This window comes from Komagataeibacter xylinus, from assembly GCF_004302915.1.
GTDB lineage: Bacteria > Pseudomonadota > Alphaproteobacteria > Acetobacterales > Acetobacteraceae > Komagataeibacter > Komagataeibacter xylinus_C.
Genome location: NZ_QQBI01000001.1, coordinates 22,638 through 45,063 on the forward strand (window position 1 = coordinate 22,638; position 22,426 = coordinate 45,063).

Consider the following 22,426-nt stretch of genomic DNA (forward strand, 5'->3'; position numbering starts at 1 on the left):
TGACACGACATAAGCGGGTATGGCTCCTCCTCCCCTTCTCCTCCTCCAGGATATTACCCTGACCCTTGGCGGCGCGCCGCTGCTTGATGGCGCGGGGTTTGGCATCGGCCCCGGCGAGCGGGTCTGCCTTGTCGGGCGCAATGGCTGCGGCAAGTCCACCCTGCTGCGCATTGCGGCGGGCGAGATCCAGGCCGATTCCGGCACGGTCTTCCTCCAGCCCGGCACCACGGTGCGCTACCTGCCGCAGGAGCCCGACCTCTCGGGCTTTGCCACCACGCTGGATTACGTGCGCGCGGGCATGGGGCCGAACGACCCGGAATACCGCGCCGAACTGCTGCTGGGCGAACTCGGCCTGAACGGCACGGAAGACCCCTCGACCCTCTCGGGGGGCGAGGCACGCCGCTGCGCGCTCGCCCGCGCGCTGGCCCCCGAGCCGGACCTGCTTCTGCTCGATGAGCCGACCAACCACCTCGACATGCCCACCATTGAATGGCTGGAGCGTGAACTGCTCTCGCTCTCATCGGCCATGGTCATCATCAGCCATGACCGCCGCCTGCTTGAAACCCTGTCACGCTCGGTGGTGTGGCTTGACCGTGGGGTGACCCGCAGGCTCGACCAGGGCTTTGCCCGCTTCGAGACATGGCGTGAGGAGGTGCTGGAGCAGGAGGAACGCGACAGCCACAAGCTCGACCGCCAGATCGCGCGCGAGGAAGACTGGATGCGCTACGGCGTGACCGCACGCCGCAAGCGCAACGTGCGCCGCGTGGCCGAGCTGGCCGAACTGCGCAACCAGCGCCGCACTGCCATCCGCCCGCAAGGTGGCCTGAAGATGGAAGCCCGCGAGAGCGACCTTTCGGGCAAGCTGGTCGCGGTGGCAGAGGATGTGTGCCGCGCCTACGACCCCGCCCACCCCGTGGTCAGCCACCTCGACCTGCGCGTGCTGCGCCGCGACAGGCTGGGCATCGTGGGGGCGAACGGCGCGGGCAAGAGTACGCTCCTGCGCCTGCTCACCGGGCAGGACCAGCCGGATTCGGGCACGATCAATATTGGCAGCGCGCTCTCGGTCGTAACCCTGGACCAGCAGCGCCGCACGCTCAACCCCAGGGCCACCCTGGCCGATACGCTGACCGGCGGCGGTGGCGACATGGTGCAGGTGGGCGACGAGAAGCGTCATGTCATTGGCTACATGAAGGACTTCCTGTTCCGCCCCGAGCAGGCACGCACCCCGGTGGGCGTGCTCTCAGGTGGTGAGCGCGGGCGGCTGATGCTGGCCTGCGCGCTGGCGCGGCCGTCGAACCTGCTGGTGCTCGATGAGCCGACCAACGACCTCGACCTTGAAACGCTCGACCTGCTGCAGGAGATGCTCGCCGCCTATTCCGGCACGGTGCTGCTTGTCAGCCATGACCGTGACTTCCTAGACCGGGTCGCCTCCTCCATCCTGATGGCCGAAGGGGGTGGCAGATGGGTGGAATATGCCGGTGGCTACAGCGACATGCTGGCCCAGCGGCAGGATGCAACCCTCGCCGCCCGCCCCCGCGCCGAGCGCAGTGAGGCCGCCCCCGCCCAGACCGATGTCACGCCCAGCGCCTCGCCCCGCCAGCCTGCCCGCAAGATGACCTACAAGGACAAGCATGCGCTCGAGCAGCTGCCGGGACAGATGGCGGCCCTTGAGGTGGAAATCGGGCGCCTGCGGGCCATACTGAGCGATGGCGGGCTTTATGCCCGCGACCCCGCGGCCTTCACCGCTGCGACGGCCGCGCTGGAAAAGGCGCAGGCCGACCTTACGGCAGCCGAGGAACGCTGGCTGGAGCTTGAAATGCTGCGCGAGACGCTTCAGTCCTCCTGAACGGGGGGAATGATCAGCCCCGACGCCTCCATCCGCGCCCGTGTCGCGGCAATGCCCTGCGTTACCGCAAGGGCTGCCGCCAGCGCCCGGCGGCCTGCCGCGCCATCAACCAGCACTTTTGCGCCATCAAGGCAGGATGCGGCAAAGGCGGCGTGCTCGGCGGCCAGCGTGTCATGGTCGCGCCATGTGACCGATTCGCGGCGGAAGCCGCCAGTGCCCGGCAGCGGCAGGCCGCGCTCGCGCCCGATCATGGTCAGCTCGCGCTTCATGAAATCGGCGGAGAGATAACCCTCCTGCGAGAACACGCGCATGCGCCGCTCGGTCTTGAGCGAGATGCGGCTCGCCGCAATCGTGGCGACACAGCCATTTTCAAACCGCACGCGGGCATTGGCGATATCCTCGAACGGCGAACTTACCGCCGCCCCCAGCGCGTCCACGCTCTCGATCGGGCTGTCGACAATGGCCAGCACCAGGTCGAGGTCATGGATCATGAGGTCAAGGATGACCGATACATCCGTGCCGCGCGGCTTGTAGGGCGCGATGCGGGTCGCCTCGATATAGAGCGGGCGGGTGATGCGCTCGGTAATGGCCCGGTGCTCGGCGGAATAGCGCAGCAGGTGGCCCACCTGCAGCACCACGCCATGCCTGTGCGCCAGGTGCATCAGCTCATCGGCCTGCTCCAACGTCGCGGCCATGGGTTTTTCCACCAGCACGTGCTTTCCGGCCGCAAGGGCTTCGCGGGCCAGGTCGAAATGATATTCCGCCGGCGCCGCCACGATGATCGCATCGGAACGGACCAGCAGGTCGGGGTAGGACAGCACCGGCACGCCCCCGGCCTCATCAGCCACCCTGCGTGCCCGCGCGGCGTCGGGGTCATGGATGCCTACGAGTTCCTCCCGCGCGCCAGACAGCACCTTGAGCGCATGGAAGCGGCCAAAATGCCCCGCCCCCGCAATGCCGATGCGTAACCGCCGTGCTGCCTGCACCATGTCCTGCCTTTCCTGCGTGCCGTTCTTCCGGGGCCGTTTCAAAACGACCATGCCTTTGAAACACCCTGCCGGATTAGCAGCCAGCACGGCGATAGCCCAGCCCCCGTCCTGCCCGCCTGCCGCCCCCAATGCGGCAAAACGGCAACGCCGGGCAGGCGCTCGGCGCATCAGCGGTTGCATCATCGGGCGTGGGGCGGCATGTTCCCGCACTGATTTTACGTGCACACGACACATTGACCATGCCGGGCAAGGGAACCGGCTCAGCCGGGCGCAGGGAGCTTTCCATCAAGTCATGATGTATTACAGTCGGCTCAGAATGGCTTCGGTCATTGGCGTATGTCTGGTCGGGCTGGCGCTGTGCCTGCCCAATTTCATCCGCCAGCCCAGCCCCGCCCTGCCCTGGCGCCAGATCCACCTGGGCCTTGACCTGCGTGGCGGCTCATACCTGCTTTTGCAGGTGGACATGGCCAGCGTGACCGCCGACAGGCTGCGCGGCCTGCAGGATGAAACCCGCCAGACCCTGCTCAAGGCAGGGCTGGGCTACCGCAACCTCGCCACCGGCCCGCATGACGTGACCTTCACGCCCCGCACGCCCGACGAGGCCCAGCCCGACCTCAAGGCGCTGCGCGCCATGCCGATGAACGCGCCGGGCGAGTTCCAGGTGGAACAGGGCGAAGGCGGCCAGATCGCCATCACGCTCTCCGCCGATGCCGCCCGCCAGCGCGCCTATGATGCGGTGACCCAGTCCATCGAGATCGTGCGCCGCCGCATTGACGCCACCGGCGCCATCGACCCCGAGATCACCCGCCAGGGCGAGGACCGGATCATTGTGGAACTGCCCGGCATCAGCGACCCCGAGCGGGTGAAAAACCTGCTTGGCACCACGGCGAAGATGACCTTCCACCTCGTGGCCGATTCCGCCATTGGCTCCGCCGTGCCGCCCGCAGGCGTGGAAATGCTGCCCATGAGCGATGGACAGGGCACACTGCCGGTGTTCTCGCACGTGGATGTGGATGGCGCCGACCTGACCAATGCCAGCGCCTCGATCGACCCGCAGGGCGGCGAATGGGCGGTGAACTTCACCTTCGATTCGACCGGCGCGCAGGAATTTGGCGATGTCACCCGCGCCAATGTGGGCAAGCGCTTCGCCATTGTGCTCGATAACAAGGTGATCGAGGCCCCGGTCATCCGCACCGCCATTACCGGCGGCAACGGCCAGATTACGGGTGGCTTCTCCGCCCAGCAGGCCACCGACATCGCCCTGCTGCTGCGCGCGGGCGCCCTGCCCGCCCCGCTCAACGTGATCGAGCAGCGCTCCATCGGCCCCTCGCTCGGTGCTGATTCGATCCGGGCGGGCGGCTACAGCCTTGCAGCCGGTTTCGTGCTCGTGATCGCGTTCATGGCGCTGTTCTATGGCCGGTTCGGCTGGTACGCCAACATTGCCCTGCTGGCCAACCTGGTGCTGATGACCGCCATCCTCTCGCTGTTCGAGGCCACACTGACCCTGCCGGGCATGGCGGGCATGCTGCTGACCCTGGGCATGGCGGTGGACGCCAACATCCTGATCAACGAGCGCATCCGCGAGGAAGTGGCCCGTGGCCGCAGCGCGCTGCAGGCCATGCAGGCAGGCTTCGAACGCGCGACCGCCACCATCGTGGACAGTAACGCAACCGCCCTGCTGGCGCATGTAATGCTGTTCGTTTTCGGAACAGGGCCGGTGCGCGGCTTCGCGCTGACCATCACGATTGGTATCGTGACGACCCTGTTTACCACCCTTCTCCTTTCCCGGATGCTGATGGTGCGCTGGTATGCCCGCACACGCCCCAGCACCCTGCCGGTCTGAGGCGCGCCGAATGATGTTTGATCGTCCCCTCCTTCGGTTCGTGCCGCGTGGCACGAAAATCAACTTCATGCGCGGGCGCTTTATCGGGCTGGCCACGTCCGCCGTGCTGTCCATCGCCTCGCTGATCCTGTTCTTCCACCCCGGGCTGACGCTGGGGCTGGATTTTCGCGGTGGCATCGTGGTCGAGGCCCGCACGCAGGGGCCGGCTGATTTCAACGTCATCCGCGCGGCCCTTGCCGCCCAGCATGTCTCGGCTGCGGGCGTGCAGTCCTTTGGCGGCCCCGATGACGTGCTGATCCGCCTCGACACGCCGCCTGACAGCGAGCCCGACCACGAGGCGCGCACGCAGGCCATGGTCGACTCCGTGCGCCATGCCATCGCCACCCTGCCCGGAGCCCAGGTGCTGCGGGCGGATGCGGTGGGGGCCTCGGTATCGAAGGAACTGTTCCGCAACGGCATGCTGGCGCTGGGCATCAGCCTGCTGATGATCCTGGCCTATATCTGGTTCCGTTTTGAGTGGGAGTTCGCGGTCAGCGCGGTGGTGACGCTGGTGCTGGACCTGACCAAGGCCATCGGCTTCCTGGTCATTACGCATTTCGAGTTCGATCTGGTGATGGTGGCCGCCATCCTGACCATCCTGGGCTATTCCACCAACGACAAGGTGGTGGTGTATGACCGCGTGCGCGAGAACCTGCGCAAATACCGCACCATGCCGCTGGCCGAGCTGATCGACCTCTCGATCAACGAGACGCTGAGCCGCACGCTGGGCACGTCATGCACCGTCTTTCTGGCCGCCCTGCCGCTGGCCCTGTTTGGCGGGGCCAGCCTGTCCGGCTTTGCGTGGGTGATGCTGTTCGGGATCGTGGTGGGCACGTCGTCTTCCATCTTCATCGCAGCGCCCCTGCTGCTGCTGATGGGCGAGAAGCGGCTGCGGCGGGATGCACGACCGCCCGCGCGCTCCTGAGAATATGACCGATAAAAAGTAAAAGTTTCTGGGTGCCGCCTTTTTAAAAAAGCTTCACGAAAAAACTTTTCACACTATCTGGGGGCAGGTCCGGCCGATGGCGGCACGACCTGCCCTTTTGCATTGACGGGCATGAGCGGCGCACCGGGAAGGCAGCGCGGGGGCGCCACGCCATTGAGCGTTGAGGGATCGGGCTGGTTGGCGCAGGCCACCATCAGGGCCACGGCCTGCTGGCCCTCGCGGCGCGCGTGGCGCGAGGGCTTCTGCAGCACGGCCATGATCGTGTGCTTGCCGTATTTGAGCGAGGCCGCCATGTCATACACCTGCTGGCCCGACAGCCCGCCATCCTGCAGGCGGCTGACAAGGCTGCCCTCGGCCATGAAATAGGTCGAGACCAGCAGGTAATCCTGGGCCGGGCCGGGCAGGCGCGCCATGTCCGGGCGCTGCGGGCCATGGCAGCCCGCAAGCAGGCTGGCTGCGGCCACAAGCAGCATGCCGGAACGGACATGTCGTCGAATATCAATCATGTAGCGCCAACCCTGTAACGGCTGTGAAAACTCTCTCATGCACAATGCATGCCCCGCGCCGTGACCAGGCCCGGGGAGCACGTCATGGCCATCGGGTTACACAAACGCCGCAGCCGATCAACCCGCGCCTGCGATAGTGGGCACGCAGGCCACCGGGCACAAGGGCCCGAGAGGGCACAAAAAAACGGGCACCCCTTACAGGGTGCCCGTTCCTTGCGCTGCGCCCGGGGCGTGCGTTCAGGCCTTGGGGGCCTCGCCCTTCTGGGCGGCTTCGGTCTTGAGCACGTCGAGAATGTCCTGCAGCAGCAATTCGCTGCGCGGGGGTGCGGGCGGCGTTGCCGGCTTCTCGGCTTCTTTCTTCGCGGTCAGGCGGTTGATGACCTTGACCACCCAGAAAATCACGAAGCCGATGATGACGAACTGGATCACGGCATTGAGGAACAGGCCCACGTTCAGGGTCACGGCGCCTGCCTTCTGCGCATCGGCCAGCGTGGCCAGATGCGGGCCGCGCAGGGTAATGAACAGGTTGGTGAAGTCGATGCCGCCAATGAGCAGGCCAAGGATGGGGGTGAAGATATCCTTCACCAGGCTGTTCACGATGGCCGTGAAAGCCGCGCCGACGATAACACCGACCGCGAGGTCAACCACATTGCCACGCATGAGGAAGTTGCGGAATTCGCCCAGCCAACCGGGTACATGAATGTCCTTGACGTGCAGTTCAGGCACGTGATCCGGCAGTTTTGCCATTAACGCCAATCCTTTATTTCTCAGAAGATATTTACTCCTAGCAACATTGGGCGCGCGTGACGACTGCATCAACGCCGCTTTTTTGCCATTCCGCGCCCCTGATGCAACGCGGTAACACCCTGCCCGCCCGCAACAGGCTTGGGTTTTCTTGCCATCGGGTGTTGATCTCGGGCGCCCATCTCGTCTATAGGCCAGCCGAACATACGCCCCCGGTCGGCATCGGTGGGCCCAGCGCGAAAGTTTTTTGAAATGAAATCCGGCATCCACCCCGACTACCACGAGATCAATGTCATCATGACCGATGGCACCGAGTACAAGACCCGCTCCTGCTACGGCAAGCCGGGCGACACGCTCCGCCTCGACATCGACACCAAGTCCCACCCGGCGTGGACCGGCGTGCAGCGCATGATGGACACCGGGGGCCAGGTCGCCAAGTTCAACAAGAAGTTCGGCGCGCTGGGCCAGCGCAAGAAGGGCTGATAACCCTTACCTCCACCGAACATACACTGCGGTTACGGGCAATGCCCGGTCCCTTGAACGGGGGGCCGGGCATTCCCATGTCTGGACCATGCGAACGCCCGAGCGGGTTCGCATCTTCCCCAAAGTGCGGCTCGCTCGACCGAGGAGCCGCCTACCGCAGACCTTGCTTCATGGAGGTTTTGAACATGGCTTATGATTTCGCACCGCTGTTTCGCAGCGCGATCGGGTTTGACCGGCTGGCCCAGCTGGTCGATACGGCGGCCCAGAATCCGGTCAGCCCGTCCTACCCGCCCTATAATATCGAAAAACTGTCCGATGCCCGCTATGTCCTGACTATGGCGGTCGCAGGCTTCGGCCCCGATGACATCGAACTGACCGTGCAGGACAATACGCTGATCGTGGCCGGTCGCGTGGCGGAAAACACGCAGGACCGCGAGATGCTCCATCGCGGCATCGCCACCCGCGCCTTCGAGCGCCGCTTCGTGCTCGCCGACCATGTGGTGGTGGAAAAGGCGGACATGACCAACGGCCTGCTGCGCATCGCCGTGCGCCAGATCGTGCCCGAGGCGCTCAAGCCACGCCGCATTCCCATCTCCTCAGGGCAGGTCATGGGCATGGAGGCCGCGCAGCCCGCGCCGGACTCCGTTGCAGCGCCTGCCATGGCGGCCCAGCCCGTCGCGTGTGGCTGCGCGGCCTGAACAGGGCCGATCAGGCAATGGCAGGGGCAGGCCAACCGGCTTGCCCCTGTCGTGCAGGCTGCCACGCCCGGCTGGGGGCGCATTGCCAATAGCCGGGGCTGATGGGTGCGAAACATCCGGCGCGGGCGGATTGAAGTCTTGACCTTTGACGTCCTCAACCTTCATATCACTTCCACGAGTGTTTTCCGTTTCTGGCGCGCCAGCAGGTACGCACGGTTCCCGCTTCGGGATGGAGCCGTTTCAAACACCCTTTCAGGTGCCTGCGTGTGGCGCCACACGCTGTAGGACCTGAGTGACAATGACTGCCCTGCCCCTGATGCCCAAGGCAACCGCCGTGTGGCTTATTGAAAAGACGGCGCTGACCTTTACCCAGATTGCCGAATTCTGTGGAATGCACCCCCTTGAGGTGCAGGCCATCGCCGATGGCGAAGTGGCGCAGGGAATCGTGGGCTATGACCCGATTGCCAACCACCAGCTGACCCAGGCGGAAATCGACCGCTGCGAAAAAGATCCTGAGTCGCGCCTCAAGATCCTGCCGCCTGCCAACCCGATCAACCGCCGCTCGAAGGGCGCGCGTTACACGCCGGTGGCCAAGCGCAACGACCGGCCGGATGCGATTGCGTTCATCCTGCGCAACTTCCCGCAGCTGTCCGAGCAGCAGACCAGCAAGCTGCTGGGCACCACCAAGGACACGATCGAGAAAGTGCGCAGCAAGCAGCACTGGAACAGCCCCAACATCAAGCCGCGCGACCCCGTAACACTGGGCCTGTGCAGCCAGACCGACCTCAATGCCATGGTGGCCGCCGCCAATGAACGCCTTGCCCGTGAAGGGCAGGCCGTTCCCCCGCCGCTTGAACTTGATGACGACAGCGAGCACGCACTGTAAGTCCTGACCGCCCGGCGGCATCAGCCACCGGGCGGAAAGCAGAGCTTTTTTTCAGCCCAGCCTGGCCAGTCGCTCGATTTCTTCCTTTACGCGCAGTTTTTCCAGCTTGAGCCGCCTGATCGCGCCTTCATCGGGCAGCGGGCGGCGGTCTTCATCAAAAATGCGGGCATCAAGCCGCGCATGGCGAGTTTTGAGGCTGTTGATACGCGCTTCATACGACATGGAACCCTCCAGCGTCCTTGCTACGACCCGATCAGGCTAGACCAGACGCGCAGGCAAATTCCATGTTAAAATTGCAGGTCGTGGGGCAGGGTGCGCATTTCGCCTTTTGGCGCGGATATGCTTAGACTAGGGCCCTGCCCACCGAACAGATGAGCCGCCATGCTGACAGATCGCGAGACCCTCCTTCGCAAGCTGCATGAACTGCGCAGCGAACATCGTGACCTTGATACGGTCATAAGCCGCATGGCGCTGCAGATATCAGACCAATTGCAGCTGCAACGGCTAAAAAAACGCAAGCTGCTGCTCAAGGACGAGATCACCTGGCTGGAAAGCCGCCTGATCCCCGACAGTATTGCCTGACGACCTGACGAGAGTATTTCAAACCGTGAGCCACCCTTCCCCCGCCTCTTCCGCCTCCCCCCGCGTGGGCATCATCATGGGCAGCCAGTCCGACTGGGAAACCATGCGCCACGCCACCGCCGTGCTGGAAAAGCTTGATGTTGCGCATGAGGTGCGCATCGTCTCCGCCCACCGCACGCCCGACCGGCTGGCGGAATATGCAAAAGCCGCGCAGGGGCGCGGGCTTTCGGTCATCATCGCGGGCGCGGGTGGAGCGGCCCACCTGCCGGGCATGTGCGCGGCCTGGACGGCGCTACCGGTACTGGGGGTTCCGGTCGAATCGCATGCGCTCAAGGGCATGGACAGCCTGCTTTCCATCGTGCAGATGCCCGGCGGCATTCCCGTAGGCACGCTGGCCATTGGCAAGGCGGGGGCGACCAACGCCGCCCTGATGGCGGCTGCCATCCTTGCTTTGTCCGACCCGGCGCTGGGCGCGCGGCTGGCAGCGTGGCGCGCGGCCCAGACGGCGGCCGTGGCGGATGAGCCGACCCGATGAGCATGCTGCCCCCCGGTTCCGTTCTGGGCATTGTGGGTGGTGGCCAGCTTGGCCGCATGTCCGCCATTGCCGCCGCACGCCTTGGCTACCGCGCCCATATCCTGACCACCGAGGCCGATGGCCCGGCAGCCCAGGTGGCGCATGCCGTGACCCTTGGCGCCTATGATGACCATGATGCCCTGCGCCGCTTTGCCGATGCGGTAGATGTCATCACCTTCGAGTTCGAGAACATCAGCGCCGACGGGCTGGACCTGCTCTCGAGCCTGCGGCCGGTTCACCCGGCGGGCGCGATCCTGCGCATCAGCCAGGACCGCATTGCCGAGAAAAGCTTCATGGGCGAGCACGGCATTCCCGTCGCCCCCTGGCACGCGGTTGAAAGCCGGGCCGACCTTGACCGCGCGGCGGACGTGCTGGGCTATCCCTTCATCCTCAAGACCACGCGGCTGGGCTATGACGGCAAGGGGCAGGCCCGCATTCACAGCGCGGCCGATCTCGACCATGCCTTCGATACGCTACGCCCCCACCCGCTGGTGGCCGAAGGCATGATCCGCTTCGCCTGCGAGGTGAGCGTGATGGTGGCCCGCAACGAACGCGGCGATGTCAGCACCTTTGACGTGACCGAGAACCGCCACCGCAACGGCATTCTCGACATCAGCCTCGCCCCCGCCCGCATCAGCCCAGACCTTGCGGCGCAGGCCCGCGACCTGGCCCGGCGCATTGCCACGGCCCTTGGCCTTGTAGGGCTGCTGGGCGTGGAGATGTTCGTGGACCATGACGGCAGCCTGCGCGTGAACGAAATCGCGCCCCGCCCGCACAATTCCGGCCACTGGACCATGAATGCCTGCCCGGTGGACCAGTTCGAGATGCATGTGCGCGCTGTCACCGGCCTGCCCCTGCCACCTGCCACCCGCCATAGCGACGCGGTGATGAAAAACCTGATCGGCCCCGATGACATGGCGCTGTGGCCCGACATCATGGCCACCCCGCACCTGCTGGCCCACCATTACGGCAAGGCCGAGGCCCGGCCGGGGCGCAAGATGGGGCATGTGAACGTGATCTTTCCGCTCGGCAGCCTGCCCGGTGAGTTTGGCGTTGAAACCGCCCTTGGCCCACTGGCAACGCCCGTGAACCCAAAAGATGACGCGGCTGGCAAATAGAAGTTTCTGCTGAAGCGTTTTGCAAAAAGCTTCAAAAAACGCCGCCTTATTAAAAAAGGCGGCACCCGGAACTTTATCCCGACCGCAATTGCTCAGGCAATCAGCCCCATGGCGCGAAAGCTGTGGGTGCGCCCGTTGCCCACGATAATATGGTCATGCACCACAACGCCCATCAGCTTGCCGATCTGGGCAATGCGCATGGTCATCTCGATATCGGCGCCCGACGGTTCGGAGCGGCCTGCGGGGTGGTTATGGGCCAGCACCAGCTTTTCGGCACCCAGTTGCAGGGCGCGGTGCATGATCTCGCGCGGGTAGACGGGGGAATGGTTGACCGTGCCGGTGCCCATCAGGTCATCGGCCAGCAGGTGGCATGCCCCATCAAGGAACAGCACGCGGAACTGCTCGACCACCTCATGGCCCATGCAGGCCTGCAGGTAGGCCTCCAGCCCCCTGCGGCCCGCAAGCACATCCGTGCGCCGCACCCGGCTCCGATACAGCCTGAGTGCCGCCTCGCGCGCCACCGCCAGCAGCGGCGGCACGAGGGCCGCGCGCCCCGCCACTTCATCAAGCCCGCCCACATGCGCCGACAGCGCCATGCCTGCCGAGCCAAAACGGGCCAGAAGGCTGGCTGCCAGCCGGTCAGGAGCGGGATGCGCCGTATCAAGCGTGCGAATGAGGCGATGCAGGAAGGCATGGTCCTGCGCGCGGCTGATGCTGCCGCCAAGCGGCACCGATGCGGGGGCGGGTGGCTTATGGTCGGACAAAACGGCCCTTCCCCAACAATTGCAGGACAGAACGCGCCGCCATGGTGCATGATGGCGACAAAATAAGGAGGTTATGAACCTGCATGCGTCTTCATCAGTCCCATACCGTACTTTTTGACCTTGATGGCACCATCATCCGCTCGCGTGATGGCATTGTCGAATCCATCCATGCCGTGCTGCGCGACCTCGGGCATGAGCCCGACCTGTCGATGGACCTGACCTGGGTGGTCGGCCCGCCGCTCGAGGAACTGATCGGCCACATCCTGGCCCAGTATGGCGATGACCGGGTGCAGGAGGCAATGGCGCTGTACCGCAGGCACTACGAATCGGCAGGCATGCACAAGAGCCCGGTTTTCGAGCATATGCGCGAGGTGATCGAGACCCTCTCGGCAGAAGGCGTGCGGCTGTTCGTGGCGACCTCCAAGCCGCGCTACCTGGCACGCAAGATCCTGCACATGCGGGGGCTGGTGCAGTTTTTTGATGGCCTGTCCGGCGCGCGCGAGGATGAAAGCGGAGCCGAAAAGCCCGAACTGATCGCCGCCGTGCTGCGCGAATACGCAGTCAACCGCGAGGACGCGCTGATGATTGGCGACCGCCGCTTTGACATCAGCGGCGCACATGCCAACCACGTGCGCGCGCTGGGCGTGCTGTGGGGCTACGGCACGCGCGAGGAACTGGTGCAGGCCGGTGCGGATGCGCTGGTCAGCCAGCCTGCCGAACTGCTGGCCGCCATCCGCCAGCAATTCGCGGCAGCCGAGGCCCATCCCCACACCTAGTGCTCCATCAGCGCCCGCATGCTCACCACCTGCCCCGCCCCGCGCAGCAGGCAATCCTGAAACATCAGGCCGAGCAGGCGGGCATGGGCATGCAGCATGCGCAGGAAGCGCAGTTCGGGCAGGCTTTGTGGCGGTGGTGGCGCGTGCTGGCCCATGTCGCGCACCGCAATGAGCGAGACCGCATGCAGTTCCAGCGCGCGGGCCAGCACCGTGCGGCACTGCGCGGGGGCCGGGCCTGCGGGCACGACCTCATCGGCCAGCATGTGGCGGGCTGAATCAAGGTAGAACAGCCGCATGCCATCAGGCTCGGTGGCAGGCAGGCGGTCGCAGTAATCGAGCAGCACCGCCATGTCGGTAAACACGACCTGTCCGCGCAGGTCGGCATGGGCCAGGCGCTGCGCCACCTCGCCCGGCACGCCCATCACCGCCACCCCGCGCGGCCCCAGCCCCGCGGCCCGCAGGGCGGCAGGGGTTGCCTCAAGCACCGCCTCGAGGCTGCCAAACGTGGCCAGCAGCGCCTTGGCCTGCGGCTTGGTGTCGCGCCGGGGGGTTGATGCGAACAGCAGCACCTCCAGCAGTTCGTAATCGGCCAGCGAGTGCGCGCCCGCCACGCGAATGCGCTGGCGCATGCGTGCCCTGTGGCCGCCGGGGCCCACCCGTGCCGGTGTTTTTGCGGGTTTTGTTTCTGTCATGACCCCTCCCCACGTCCGATAGCATTGGTGCGCACTGACTGGATTGGTATAGAAGAAAGCGTGATGGACAGCCTTATCCCTACCGGCAACGCGCCGGAATACCTCAACCGCCTCAACCCCGAGCAGCGTGACGCGATCGAGACAACCGATGGCCCGCTGCTGGTCCTTGCCGGCGCGGGCACGGGCAAGACGCGGGTGCTGACCACGCGGTTCGCGCATATCCTGCTCTCGGGCCGGGCGCGGCCCAACCAGATCCTGGCGGTGACCTTTACCAACAAGGCCGCGCGCGAAATGCGCGAGCGCGTGAGCGCGCTGCTGGGCGAACCGGCGGAGGGGCTGTGGCTGGGCACCTTCCACGCGCTATGCGCGCGCATGCTGCGCCGCCATGCGGAATATGTGGGGCTTACCAGCAGCTTCACCATCCTTGATACCGATGACCAGTTGCGCCTGCTCAAGCAGGTGCTCGAGCCCTACCGTATCGACACCAAGCGCTGGCCGCCACAGGCGATCATGGGCGTGATCCAGCGATGGAAGGATCGCGGCCTCGTGCCCGACGCCATCACGGCCGCCGAGGACACGGATTTCGCCAACGGTCGCTGCGCCGAGATCTATACCGACTATCAAAACCGGCTGAAGCAGATCAACGCCTGCGACTTTGGCGACCTGATGCTGCACATGACCGAAATCCTGCGCAAACACCCTGCCGTGCTGGAGCAGTATCACCGCTACTTCCGCTACATCCTGGTTGATGAATATCAGGACACCAACACCATCCAGTACCTGTGGCTGCGCCTGCTGGCCCACAGGGAAGGCCAGCCGTCCAACATCTGCTGCGTGGGTGATGATGACCAGTCCATCTACTCATGGCGCGGGGCGGAGGTGGAGAACATCCTGCGCTTCGAGCGCGACTTCCCCGGTGCGCGCGTGGTGCGGCTTGAGCGCAATTACCGCTCCACCCGCCAGATCCTTGGCGCGGCCTCGGGCCTGATCGCCCATAACGAGGAACGCCTTGGCAAGACGCTGCACCCCGGCCGCGAGGATGCGGAAGGCGAGAAGGTGCGCGTGATTGCCGTGCAGGACTCCGATGACGAGGCCCGCATGGTCGGCGCCGAGATCGAACGCCTGCGCGCCGATGGCCACGCCATGAGCGAGATCGCCATCCTCGTGCGCGCGGGCTTCCAGACCCGCGCGTTCGAGGAACGGCTGATCACCCTTGGCCTGCCCTACCGCGTGGTGGGCGGCCTGCGCTTTTATGAGCGCGCCGAGATACGCGACGCCATTGCCTATATGCGCGTGGTCAGCCAGCCCTCCGATGACCTGGCGTTCGAGCGCATCATCAACGTGCCGCGCCGGGGCGTGGGGGCAACGGGGCTGCAGAAGCTGCACATGCACGCCCGCGAGCGCCAGGTACCGCTGACCGCCGCCGTGCTGGAAATGCTCGCCACCGGCGAGATCAGGGGCCGGGCGAAGGAGCAGCTCACCGCACTGATGCAGGCGCTGGCCACCGCGCGCGAGCAGGCCGGGCGCGAGGGGCATGTCGTGGCCATCGACCACCTGCTTGATGAAAGCGGGTATGTCGAGATGTGGAAGGCCGACAAGTCACCCGACGCGCCGGGCCGGATCGAGAACCTCAAGGAACTGGTGCGCTCGCTGGCCGACTATGAAAACCTTGGCGGGTTTCTCGAACATGTCGTCCTCGTCATGGATACCGAGGCGAAGGCGGGCGATGACAGCATGAGCATCATGACGCTGCATGGCGCCAAGGGGCTGGAATTCGACACCGTGTTCCTGCCGGGATGGGAGGAAGGGGTGTTCCCCTCCCAGCGCACGCTTGATGAAGGCGGGCTGAAAGGGCTGGAGGAGGAACGCCGCCTGGCCTATGTGGGCATTACGCGCGCGCGCAGGCTGGCCATCATCAGCCATGCCGCCAACCGGCTCATCTATGGCAGCTGGCAGTCCGCCATTCCCAGCCGGTTTGTAGAAGAACTCCCCGCCGAGCACATTGAAAGCCGGGGCGACAGCGCCAACAGCCGCCGCAATTTTCTCGGCCGCCCCGCCGTGTTCGGCTCCTCCCCCTTCCCGCTCGTGGCGGCGCGCAGGGTGCATGATGTCACCCCTGCCGCCGCCGCCACGCCGGGCATGAAGGTGGGGGTGCGTGTGTTCCACCAGAAATTCGGCTACGGCACGATTACCTCGGTCGAGGGAAACCGGCTGGAAGTCGCGTTTGAAAAAGCAGGCCCCAAGCGGGTGATCGATAAATTTGTTGAGCAGGTATAGATGAGCCTTTCCCCCCGGCGTCACGCCACCGAACTTGAAACCATATCGGTCACTGTTCCGCCCGATGCGGTCGAGGCCTATGAATCCGCCCTCGCCACCGTGTGCGCCACCATCGGCATCTTCGAACTCGATGACAGCCAGACCCTGTGGCGCGTGGAAGGGGTGAAGGACACCGGCAGCGGCGAGGACGAGCTGCGCGCGGCCCTGATCCTCGCCGCCCTGACCAGCGGCGTGGATGCCGAACTCGAGCGCAGCCACACCGAGGCCGAAGGCTGGCTGGCCCGCACGTATGAATCCTTCCCCGAGCAGCTTGCGGGCAAGCGCTTCGCCATTCGCGGCACCCACCTTGAGGATGCGCCCAACCCGCAGCGCATTACCATAACACTCGATGCGGGCGTGGCCTTCGGCTCGGGCGAGCACGGCTCCACGCGCGGCTGCCTGCGCGCACTCGAGAGGGTGGCCTACCGCAAGCCCCGGCGCATCCTCGACCTTGGCTGCGGCTCGGGCATCCTGGCCATGGCGGCGGCGGCACTCCTGCACCAGCCGGTGCTGGCCACCGATATCGACCCGTGGTCGGTGCGGGTGACCAGGCGCAACGCCGCCATGAACGGGCTGGCCAACCTGGTTGACTGCCATCTGGGCAATGGCTGGTCCACGCCCGCCATCCGCCACCATGCGCCCTATGACCTTGTGTTCGCCAACATCCTCGCCCGCCCGCTATGCAGCATGGCCGCTGACCTCGCGCTCAACCTGATGCCCGGTGGCACCGCCATCCTGGCAGGCCTGCTCAACACGCAGGTGCGCATGGTGCTGGCCGCCCACAGACGCCACGGGCTGGTGCTCGAGCGCCACCTGCGCGAGGGAGACTGGGGCACGCTGATCCTGCGCAAACCCCATGGCTGACACGCCTGCCCTCCTGATCCGCGATGCGACGGATGATGACATCCCGGCCATTGTCGAGATCGTCAACCACGCCATCCGCAACAGCACCTCGATGTGGGAAACACAGGAAACCACCCTCGAGGCCCGGCTGGAGTGGCTGCACACCAGTCAGGCCAGCGGCTTTCCCGTGCTGGTGGCGCAGATGCCCGATGGCAATGTCGCGGGCTACAGTAGCTGGAAGATGTTCCGCCCGTTTTCAGGCTACCGCCATACGGTGGAGCATTCGCTCTACATCGCGCCCGCCTACAAGCGCCAGGGCATTGGCAGCGCCCTGCTGCAGGCCCTGTGCGAGCGGGCGAAGGCGGCGGAGGTGCATGTGATGATCGCGGGCATTACCTCGACCAACATCGCTTCGCGCAAGCTGCATGAGCGCTTTGGCTTCCAGCATGGGGGCCTGCTGCCTGAATGCGGCACCAAATATGGCCGCTGGATGGACCTTCTGTTCCTGTACCGCATCATGTCGCCGGTGTGAGTTCCAACCCCATCAAGGATACGCCCATGTCGCCTGCTCCGAACCGCCCCGATGCCCTGCGCGCCGCCCTGAGCCGGATGGGCGTGGACGGCTTCATCCTGCCGCGTGGCGATGAGCATCTGGGCGAATATGTCGCCCCCTGCGCGGAACGGCTGGCCTGGCTCACCGGCTTTACCGGCAGCGCAGGGCTGGCGGCCATCCTGCCCGACCGCGCTGCCGTGTTCTCCGACGGGCGCTACATTACCCAGATGGACCAGCAGGTTGATGGCACGATCTGGGAGCGGCTGCACATTACCCGGACCCCGCCCGCAGGCTGGCTGGCGCAGCATGGGGCTAGACTGCGCATCGGCTACGACCCGCGCCTGATTGCCGAGAGCGCGCTGCGTCCGTTCAGTGATGCGGGGCTGACGCTCGTGCCACTGGCCCACAACCCGGTGGACCAGATCTGGACCGACCGCCCTGCTGCCCCCTGCACGCCCTGCGTGCCCCAGCCCGAGGCCTGGGCCGGGCAGGCAAGTGCGGCCAAGCGCGAAGCCATTGCCGCCAGCCTGCGTGCCGCGGGCGAGCACGCGCTGGTGCTGAGCGACCCGGCCTCGATTGCGTGGCTGCTCAACATTCGCGGCACCGATGTGCCCTACACCCCGCTCAGCCTGAGCTTTGCCATCATGCGTGATGACGGACGGGTGACGCTGTTCATCAACCCCGCCAAGGTGGCACGGCAGACACATGACTGGCTGGGGGCCGACGTGACCCTGCTGCCGCCATCAGCACTGGAGGAGGGCCTGCGCGCCCTCGCCCCGGCCCACGTGCAGGTGGACCCCGCCCGCAACGCGATATGGTTCATGCAGGTGCTCGAGGAAGCCGGTGCCATAGTCATTCGCAAGGATGATCCGTGCCAGTTGCCCAAGGCCATCAAGAACCCGACCGAGCAGGACGGCAGCAGGCGTGCCCACCTGCTTGATGGCGTGGCCATCTGCCGCTTCCTGCACTGGCTGGATGACAATGCGGCCCGCACCACGGAACTGGACGCGGCACAGCAGCTCGATGCCTTCCGCAAGGAGTGCCCGGATTACCGCGAGGAGAGCTTTCCCGCCATCTCCGGCGCAGGGCCGAACGGGGCCATCATCCACTACCGCGTCACCCCCGAAAGCAACCGCGCATTGCACGCCAACGAGGTCTACCTGATTGATAGCGGCGGCCAGTACCCCTTTGGCACCACCGACATCACCCGCACCATATGGACCGGGCCGGGCATGCCCGATACGGATGTGCGCGATGCCTTTACCCGCGTGCTGCGCGGGCATATCGCCCTTGCCCGCGCGCACTTCCCCACCGGTGTGACCGGGCATGCGCTCGATGCGCTGGCCCGCCATGCCCTGTGGGAGGGCGGGCTGAATTATGATCACGGCACCGGCCACGGCATTGGCAGCTACCTGTCGGTGCATGAGGGACCGGCCACGATCTCGCCCGTGTTCCGGCCTGTAGCACTGCATGCGGGCATGATCCTGTCCAACGAGCCGGGCTATTACCGCCCCGGCGCGTTTGGCATCCGGCTTGAAAACCTGCATCTGGTCCAGCCCAGCACCGTGGGCGAGGCCGGCCGGTCATTCATGGAATTCGAGGTGCTGACCCTGGCCCCCTTTGATAGGCGGCTGATCGATGCGGCGAGCCTGTCAGCCGCCGAAACGACGTGGCTCGATACCTATCATGCACGGGTTTTTGAAAGCATCGCACCGCATCTGCAAACTCAGGCGCGCACATGGCTTGCGGCGGCCTGCGCACCGCTGCACGCCGGATAATGTGACTGTAAAACCGCCAGCCCGGCCCCGTGGCCCGATTGTCACGCCGGACTGGGGGGCCTAGGACTTTTAACCAGTTCCGACGGGGCACCCGGCAACGAACCGGGTCCGCCAAGCCGGTGCGCATGCTGAAACGCTTTTCAGTAGCAAGCACTAAAGGGAGACGTTCGAGAATGTCCGCAGAAAAAACAATTCCCGCTACCCTGATTCCCGGTGATGGAATCGGGCCTGAAATTGTCGACTCCGTTGTCGAGATCCTTGATACGGTTGGCGCCCCCTTCAAATGGGAAAAGGCGCTTGGTGGCGTTTCCGCCCTTGAGGCGACCGGCAGCCCGCTGCCCAAGGAGACGATCGAGAGCATCCGCCGCACCGGCCTTGCGCTGAAAGGCCCGCTGACCACGCCCGTCGGTGGTGGCTTCAAGTCCATCAACGTGACACTGCGCCAGGAGTTCGGCCTGTTCGCGAATGTGCGCCCCACAAAAACGATCGTGCCGGGCGGCCGCTTCGAGAACATCAACCTCGTTATCTTCCGCGAGAACCTCGAGGGCTATTACGCCGCACTCGAAAACTACATTCCCGTTGGTGATGACCCGCATGCCATCGCCACCAGCGCGGGCTACACCTCGCGCGCGGAATGCAACCGCATCGTGCGCTATGCCTTTGAATATGCGGTCAAGAACAACCGCAAGCGCGTGACGCTGGTGCACAAGGCCAACATCCTCAAGCTGCTGACCGGCCTGTTCCTTGAAGAAGGCCGCAAGGTCGCCAAGGAATATGAGGGCCGCGTGGAAGTGAACGAGCGCATCGTTGATGCCTGCGCCATGCAGCTCGTGACCGATCCTTGGCAGTATGACTGCATTGTCACCACCAACCTGTTTGGTGACATCCTGTCCGACCTGACCGCCGGCCTGGTTGGCGGGCTTGGCCTCGCACCGGGTGCGAATATTGGCGAGAAGGCCGCCGTGTTCGAGGCCGTTCATGGCTCGGCTCCCGACATTGCAGGCCAGAACAAGGCCAACCCGACCTCGCTGCTGCTTGCTGCCAACATGATGCTGCAGCATGTGGGCCGCCAGGACCTGGCCACCCGTATCGACAAGGCCATCGAGAAGGTCATCTCCTCTGGCGCCGTGCGCACCGGCGACCTTGGTGGCAAGGCCAGCACGACCGACCTGACGGCGGCGCTGAAGCAGGCTGTTTCCTGATCCTGCCATGGCCTGCGGCGGGGCAACCTGCCGCGGGTACATGCAAAAAGGGCCGTGGCATGACCGCCACGGCCCTTTTTTGATGATGGGATGGAGGCCGCATGACGGATATCAGGTAAAGACATCCGGGCCTTTGGCCACCTTTTTGCAGGGCGGATGCCAGAGGAAAAAACGCCTGTCCGCCCTGGAATATGTCGATTTCAATGAATGCCCGCTGGCCTTCGGGATATTATGCGATCACCTGTGTGATGAGAATGTGCCCCTGTCTGTCAGGGAATTCGCGCAGATCGTGGCGCTCAAGGCCCGGCTGCCCAATGGCGGCGTTGGTGCGCTGAGCCTGATCTATCTGGCCAGACTGGTTGTCGATACGCCCACCGCGCCCCCGCCGCGCTGAGGCACGGTGAGGCGTTATGTCCTTTGAAGCTTTTGAAAAAAGCTTCACCAGAAACGTCTGGTTTTCAGCTACCGCGATAGGTCGAGAAGCCGAACGGCGAGGCCAGGAGCGGCACATGGTAATGGCCGCCCCTGCCATCGGCCCCCGCTGCCGCCATGCCGAATGCAATCGGCACCACGTCAAGGAAAGGCGGCTCGGACAAGGCAGCGCCCTGCGCGCGAAAATAGGCGGCTACGGCAAATTCCAGCCGGTAGGCACCGGGGCGCATCTCGCCCATCTGCTCGCCCAGTTCAGGGCAGCGGCCATCGGCATTGGTCACGCCACGGAACAGGCAGTCCTGCCCCGCCCACAGGCTGATGGCCATGCCAGCAGCAGGCCTGCCCGATACGAGGTCAAGCACATGGGTGGAAAGCGTGCTCATAGGTCATGCTCCAGGCGTTCGAGCACATCGGCCAGGCGGAGTGCTGCGATCTTGTTGATCTCGGCCAGTGCGGTCTGCTGCTCGGCCTCGGGCGTGTTTTCCAGCCGGCTGCGCAGCCCGTTCAGGATGGCCTGCTTGTCCGAGCGTCGCACGCAGATGATGAACGGCATGCCGAATTTGGCCGCATAGGCCTCATTGAGCGCGCGGAAGCTGGAAAACTCATCCGGCGTCAGCCGGTCCAGCCCGGCGGAAGCCTGTTCCGCAGCCGAGGCCGAGGTGAGCGTGGGGTCCACCCCCATGCGCTGTGCCAGTTCAGGATGGGCGCGGATGAGGGCCATCTTTTCGGCCTCATCCGCCTGTTCCAGCACCAGCGCCATGGCGGCCAGCATGGCTTCGTGCCCACTGAAGGGCGCATGCCCATGGGCGCGCTGGGCCACCCATGGCGAATGCTCGTAAATCGGGCCAAACAGCTCGACAAACCGCACGGCGGAGAGTGAATTCACCCGGTCAAAGATGCGGTTCATGCCGGGTGCGTCTCCAGCCAGTGACGGGCAATATCCAGACGGGTGGCGACCCAGACCTTCTCGCGCTGGGCGATATAGTCGAGGAAGCGCGCCACCGCCCGCGCACGGCCGGGGCGACCCGCCACGCGGCAGTGCAGGCCGACGGACATCATGCGCGGCCTGTCCGCCCCTTCCTCGTACAGTTCATCAAACGTGTCGCGCAGGTAGTTGAAGAACTGCTCACCCTCGGTAAAGCCGTTCAGCGCCACGAAGCGCATGTCATTCACATCGAGCGTATAGGGCACGATCAGCTGCGCCCGGCCGGAACTGCGGTCGTAGTAGGGCAGGTCATCGGCATAGGAATCGGCGTCGTACACAAAACCGCCCTCCTCCGCCACGATGCGGGCGGTGTTGGGGCTGGTGCGGCCCTGGTACCAGCCCAGCGGGCGCGAGCCGGTCAGCTTTTCATGCAGCGCGATGCATTCAAGAATGTGGGCACGCTCCACCGCCTCGGGCACGTGCTGGTAGTCGATCCAGCGCAGCCCGTGGGAGGCGATTTCCCACCCGGCATCCTTCATTGCGGCAACCGCTGCGGGGTTGCGCGCCATGGCGGCGGCCACGGCAAACACCGTGAGCGGCTGCTTGCGCTGCGTAAAGATGCGGTGCAGCCGCCAGAACCCGGCACGCGAACCGTATTCATACAGGCTTTCCATCGCAATGGCGCGGGCGCCGGGAATGGACTGCGCCCCCACCATCTCGGACAGGAATGCCTCCGACCCACGATCACCATGGAGAACCGAATTCTCGGCCCCCTCCTCGTAATTGATGACGAACTGGACCGCGATCCGCGCCCCGCCAGGCCATTTTGCATCTGGCGGGTTGCCCGCATAACCAACCATGTCGCGCGGATAGGCACCTGTATCAGACATT

At 65.2% G+C, this 22,426-nt stretch carries 25 protein-coding genes; 16 read left to right on the forward strand and 9 right to left on the reverse strand.

From position 1 onward, the window contains the following. Positions 1-19 precede the first annotated feature (19 nt). On the forward strand, positions 20-1,846 hold the full coding sequence (locus DV027_RS00120) for an ABC-F family ATP-binding cassette domain-containing protein (RefSeq protein WP_130729981.1): 1,827 nt from the start codon (positions 20-22) through the stop codon (positions 1,844-1,846). Here the strand turns inward: DV027_RS00120 and DV027_RS00125 are convergent. Beyond that, complete coding sequence (locus DV027_RS00125) at positions 1,834-2,835, reverse strand: Gfo/Idh/MocA family protein (protein ID WP_130729982.1); 1,002 nt, start codon at positions 2,833-2,835, stop codon at positions 1,834-1,836. The genes DV027_RS00120 and DV027_RS00125 overlap by 13 nt on opposite strands. 292 nt (positions 2,836-3,127) lie before the next feature. On the opposite strand from DV027_RS00125, the gene secD reads away from it, so the two are divergent. Further along, positions 3,128-4,678: a protein translocase subunit SecD gene (secD, locus tag DV027_RS00135; protein WP_130729983.1), complete on the forward strand. Its 1,551-nt coding sequence runs from the start codon at positions 3,128-3,130 to the stop codon at positions 4,676-4,678. Positions 4,679-4,691: 13 nt separating this feature from the next. Further along, complete coding sequence (gene secF, locus DV027_RS00140; protein ID WP_130730221.1) at positions 4,692-5,642, forward strand: protein translocase subunit SecF; 951 nt, start codon at positions 4,692-4,694, stop codon at positions 5,640-5,642. Between the two features lie 74 nt (positions 5,643-5,716). On the opposite strand, the gene DV027_RS00145 is transcribed toward secF, so the two are convergent. Next, positions 5,717-6,169, reverse strand: coding sequence for a hypothetical protein (locus DV027_RS00145; protein WP_130729984.1), 453 nt, complete (start codon positions 6,167-6,169; stop codon positions 5,717-5,719). Positions 6,170-6,406: 237 nt separating this feature from the next. Then, positions 6,407-6,916, reverse strand: coding sequence for a large conductance mechanosensitive channel protein MscL (mscL, locus tag DV027_RS00150; protein WP_078526841.1), 510 nt, complete (start codon positions 6,914-6,916; stop codon positions 6,407-6,409). Between the two features lie 249 nt (positions 6,917-7,165). On the opposite strand from mscL, the gene rpmE reads away from it, so the two are divergent. The 3 genes from rpmE to DV027_RS00165 all read left to right on the forward strand — a co-directional run bounded on the left by rpmE (position 7,166) and on the right by DV027_RS00165 (position 8,980). Further along, positions 7,166-7,396 carry a 50S ribosomal protein L31 gene (gene rpmE / locus DV027_RS00155; RefSeq protein ID WP_061272648.1) on the forward strand — a complete coding sequence of 77 codons (231 nt, stop codon included), beginning with the start codon at positions 7,166-7,168 and terminating at the stop codon, positions 7,394-7,396. 185 nt (positions 7,397-7,581) lie between these two features. Continuing rightward, positions 7,582-8,094 (forward strand): Hsp20 family protein, encoded by a 513-nt coding sequence (locus DV027_RS00160; protein ID WP_130729985.1) that lies wholly within the window; start codon positions 7,582-7,584, stop codon positions 8,092-8,094. A 298-nt stretch (positions 8,095-8,392) separates the two neighbouring features. After that, positions 8,393-8,980 carry a DUF1013 domain-containing protein gene (locus DV027_RS00165; RefSeq protein WP_130729986.1) on the forward strand — a complete coding sequence of 196 codons (588 nt, stop codon included), beginning with the start codon at positions 8,393-8,395 and terminating at the stop codon, positions 8,978-8,980. Positions 8,981-9,031: 51 nt separating this feature from the next. On the opposite strand, the gene DV027_RS00170 is transcribed toward DV027_RS00165, so the two are convergent. Further along, a complete protein-coding gene (locus DV027_RS00170; protein ID WP_078526835.1) occupies positions 9,032-9,202 on the reverse strand; it encodes a YdcH family protein in 171 nt (56 codons plus the stop codon). Positions 9,203-9,361: 159 nt separating this feature from the next. On the opposite strand from DV027_RS00170, the gene DV027_RS00175 reads away from it, so the two are divergent. Genes DV027_RS00175 through DV027_RS00185 form a run of 3 tightly spaced genes read left to right on the forward strand, consistent with a single transcriptional unit; the run spans position 9,362 to position 11,254 of the window. Continuing rightward, on the forward strand, positions 9,362-9,562 hold the full coding sequence (locus DV027_RS00175) for a YdcH family protein (protein ID WP_061272640.1): 201 nt from the start codon (positions 9,362-9,364) through the stop codon (positions 9,560-9,562). Positions 9,563-9,587: 25 nt separating this feature from the next. Next, positions 9,588-10,097 carry a 5-(carboxyamino)imidazole ribonucleotide mutase gene (gene purE / locus DV027_RS00180; RefSeq protein ID WP_275100946.1) on the forward strand — a complete coding sequence of 170 codons (510 nt, stop codon included), beginning with the start codon at positions 9,588-9,590 and terminating at the stop codon, positions 10,095-10,097. Further along, positions 10,094-11,254, forward strand: coding sequence for a 5-(carboxyamino)imidazole ribonucleotide synthase (locus DV027_RS00185; RefSeq protein WP_130729987.1), 1,161 nt, complete (start codon positions 10,094-10,096; stop codon positions 11,252-11,254). Before purE ends, DV027_RS00185 begins: the two co-directional genes overlap by 4 nt. Before the next feature lie 92 nt (positions 11,255-11,346). Here the strand turns inward: DV027_RS00185 and DV027_RS00190 are convergent, their stop codons facing one another. Continuing rightward, positions 11,347-12,018, reverse strand: coding sequence for a JAB domain-containing protein (locus DV027_RS00190; RefSeq protein WP_130729988.1), 672 nt, complete (start codon positions 12,016-12,018; stop codon positions 11,347-11,349). An 83-nt stretch (positions 12,019-12,101) separates the two neighbouring features. Here DV027_RS00190 and DV027_RS00195 point away from each other — a divergent pair, with 83 nt between their 5' ends. Beyond that, a complete protein-coding gene (locus tag DV027_RS00195) occupies positions 12,102-12,794 on the forward strand; it encodes an HAD hydrolase-like protein (protein WP_130729989.1) in 693 nt (230 codons plus the stop codon). Here DV027_RS00195 and DV027_RS00200 read toward each other — a convergent pair. Next, complete coding sequence (locus DV027_RS00200; protein WP_242621668.1) at positions 12,791-13,486, reverse strand: JAB domain-containing protein; 696 nt, start codon at positions 13,484-13,486, stop codon at positions 12,791-12,793. The genes DV027_RS00195 and DV027_RS00200 overlap by 4 nt on opposite strands. A gap of 63 nt (positions 13,487-13,549) precedes the next feature. Here DV027_RS00200 and DV027_RS00205 point away from each other — a divergent pair, with 63 nt between their 5' ends. The 6 genes from DV027_RS00205 to DV027_RS00230 all read left to right on the forward strand — a co-directional run bounded on the left by DV027_RS00205 (position 13,550) and on the right by DV027_RS00230 (position 20,572). Then, positions 13,550-15,763, forward strand: coding sequence for an ATP-dependent helicase (locus DV027_RS00205; RefSeq protein WP_130729990.1), 2,214 nt, complete (start codon positions 13,550-13,552; stop codon positions 15,761-15,763). After that, a complete protein-coding gene (locus tag DV027_RS00210; protein ID WP_130729991.1) occupies positions 15,764-16,666 on the forward strand; it encodes a 50S ribosomal protein L11 methyltransferase in 903 nt (300 codons plus the stop codon). Next, complete coding sequence (locus DV027_RS00215; protein ID WP_130729992.1) at positions 16,659-17,177, forward strand: GNAT family N-acetyltransferase; 519 nt, start codon at positions 16,659-16,661, stop codon at positions 17,175-17,177. The genes DV027_RS00210 and DV027_RS00215 overlap by 8 nt, the downstream gene beginning before the upstream one ends. A 26-nt stretch (positions 17,178-17,203) precedes the next feature. Then, positions 17,204-18,976, forward strand: coding sequence for an aminopeptidase P family protein (locus tag DV027_RS00220; protein ID WP_130729993.1), 1,773 nt, complete (start codon positions 17,204-17,206; stop codon positions 18,974-18,976). A 173-nt stretch (positions 18,977-19,149) separates the two neighbouring features. After that, positions 19,150-20,178, forward strand: a complete 1,029-nt coding sequence (locus DV027_RS00225; RefSeq protein ID WP_110566483.1) for an isocitrate/isopropylmalate dehydrogenase family protein — start codon at positions 19,150-19,152, stop codon at positions 20,176-20,178. A 133-nt stretch (positions 20,179-20,311) separates the two neighbouring features. Then, positions 20,312-20,572 (forward strand): MafI family immunity protein, encoded by a 261-nt coding sequence (locus DV027_RS00230; RefSeq protein WP_165399081.1) that lies wholly within the window; start codon positions 20,312-20,314, stop codon positions 20,570-20,572. A gap of 64 nt (positions 20,573-20,636) precedes the next feature. On the opposite strand, the gene uraH is transcribed toward DV027_RS00230, so the two are convergent. Genes uraH through puuE form a run of 3 tightly spaced genes read right to left on the reverse strand, consistent with a single transcriptional unit; the run spans position 20,637 to position 22,425 of the window. Next, positions 20,637-20,993 carry a hydroxyisourate hydrolase gene (uraH, locus tag DV027_RS00235; RefSeq protein ID WP_130729995.1) on the reverse strand — a complete coding sequence of 119 codons (357 nt, stop codon included), beginning with the start codon at positions 20,991-20,993 and terminating at the stop codon, positions 20,637-20,639. Further along, positions 20,990-21,517, reverse strand: coding sequence for a 2-oxo-4-hydroxy-4-carboxy-5-ureidoimidazoline decarboxylase (uraD, locus tag DV027_RS00240; protein ID WP_130729996.1), 528 nt, complete (start codon positions 21,515-21,517; stop codon positions 20,990-20,992). The genes uraH and uraD overlap by 4 nt, the downstream gene beginning before the upstream one ends. Then, positions 21,514-22,425 (reverse strand): allantoinase PuuE, encoded by a 912-nt coding sequence (gene puuE, locus DV027_RS00245; RefSeq protein WP_130729997.1) that lies wholly within the window; start codon positions 22,423-22,425, stop codon positions 21,514-21,516. Before puuE ends, uraD begins: the two co-directional genes overlap by 4 nt. Between the last annotated feature and the right edge of the window lies 1 nt (position 22,426).

Bases quoted from the DNA above. Each gene is read 5' to 3' on its own strand.
- mscL (WP_078526841.1), bottom strand. From the start codon at position 6,916: ATGGCAAAACTGCCGGATCACGTGCCTGAACTGCACGTCAAGGACATT.
- DV027_RS00145 (WP_130729984.1), bottom strand. From the start codon at position 6,169: ATGATTGATATTCGACGACATGTCCGTTCCGGCATGCTGCTTGTGGCC.
- DV027_RS00170 (WP_078526835.1), bottom strand. From the start codon at position 9,202: ATGTCGTATGAAGCGCGTATCAACAGCCTCAAAACTCGCCATGCGCGG.
- secF (WP_130730221.1), top strand. From the start codon at position 4,692: ATGTTTGATCGTCCCCTCCTTCGGTTCGTGCCGCGTGGCACGAAAATC.
- DV027_RS00195 (WP_130729989.1), top strand. From the start codon at position 12,102: ATGCGTCTTCATCAGTCCCATACCGTACTTTTTGACCTTGATGGCACC.
- DV027_RS00185 (WP_130729987.1), top strand. From the start codon at position 10,094: ATGAGCATGCTGCCCCCCGGTTCCGTTCTGGGCATTGTGGGTGGTGGC.
- DV027_RS00160 (WP_130729985.1), top strand. From the start codon at position 7,582: ATGGCTTATGATTTCGCACCGCTGTTTCGCAGCGCGATCGGGTTTGAC.
- DV027_RS00165 (WP_130729986.1), top strand. From the start codon at position 8,393: ATGACTGCCCTGCCCCTGATGCCCAAGGCAACCGCCGTGTGGCTTATT.
- DV027_RS00120 (WP_130729981.1), top strand. From the start codon at position 20: ATGGCTCCTCCTCCCCTTCTCCTCCTCCAGGATATTACCCTGACCCTT.
- secD (WP_130729983.1), top strand. From the start codon at position 3,128: ATGATGTATTACAGTCGGCTCAGAATGGCTTCGGTCATTGGCGTATGT.
- DV027_RS00220 (WP_130729993.1), top strand. From the start codon at position 17,204: ATGTCGCCTGCTCCGAACCGCCCCGATGCCCTGCGCGCCGCCCTGAGC.
- DV027_RS00215 (WP_130729992.1), top strand. From the start codon at position 16,659: ATGGCTGACACGCCTGCCCTCCTGATCCGCGATGCGACGGATGATGAC.
- DV027_RS00175 (WP_061272640.1), top strand. From the start codon at position 9,362: ATGCTGACAGATCGCGAGACCCTCCTTCGCAAGCTGCATGAACTGCGC.
- DV027_RS00205 (WP_130729990.1), top strand. From the start codon at position 13,550: ATGGACAGCCTTATCCCTACCGGCAACGCGCCGGAATACCTCAACCGC.
- DV027_RS00210 (WP_130729991.1), top strand. From the start codon at position 15,764: ATGAGCCTTTCCCCCCGGCGTCACGCCACCGAACTTGAAACCATATCG.
- DV027_RS00125 (WP_130729982.1), bottom strand. From the start codon at position 2,835: ATGGTGCAGGCAGCACGGCGGTTACGCATCGGCATTGCGGGGGCGGGG.
- uraD (WP_130729996.1), bottom strand. From the start codon at position 21,517: ATGAACCGCATCTTTGACCGGGTGAATTCACTCTCCGCCGTGCGGTTT.
- DV027_RS00225 (WP_110566483.1), top strand. From the start codon at position 19,150: ATGTCCGCAGAAAAAACAATTCCCGCTACCCTGATTCCCGGTGATGGA.
- puuE (WP_130729997.1), bottom strand. From the start codon at position 22,425: ATGTCTGATACAGGTGCCTATCCGCGCGACATGGTTGGTTATGCGGGC.
- uraH (WP_130729995.1), bottom strand. From the start codon at position 20,993: ATGAGCACGCTTTCCACCCATGTGCTTGACCTCGTATCGGGCAGGCCT.
- DV027_RS00200 (WP_242621668.1), bottom strand. From the start codon at position 13,486: ATGACAGAAACAAAACCCGCAAAAACACCGGCACGGGTGGGCCCCGGC.
- rpmE (WP_061272648.1), top strand. From the start codon at position 7,166: ATGAAATCCGGCATCCACCCCGACTACCACGAGATCAATGTCATCATG.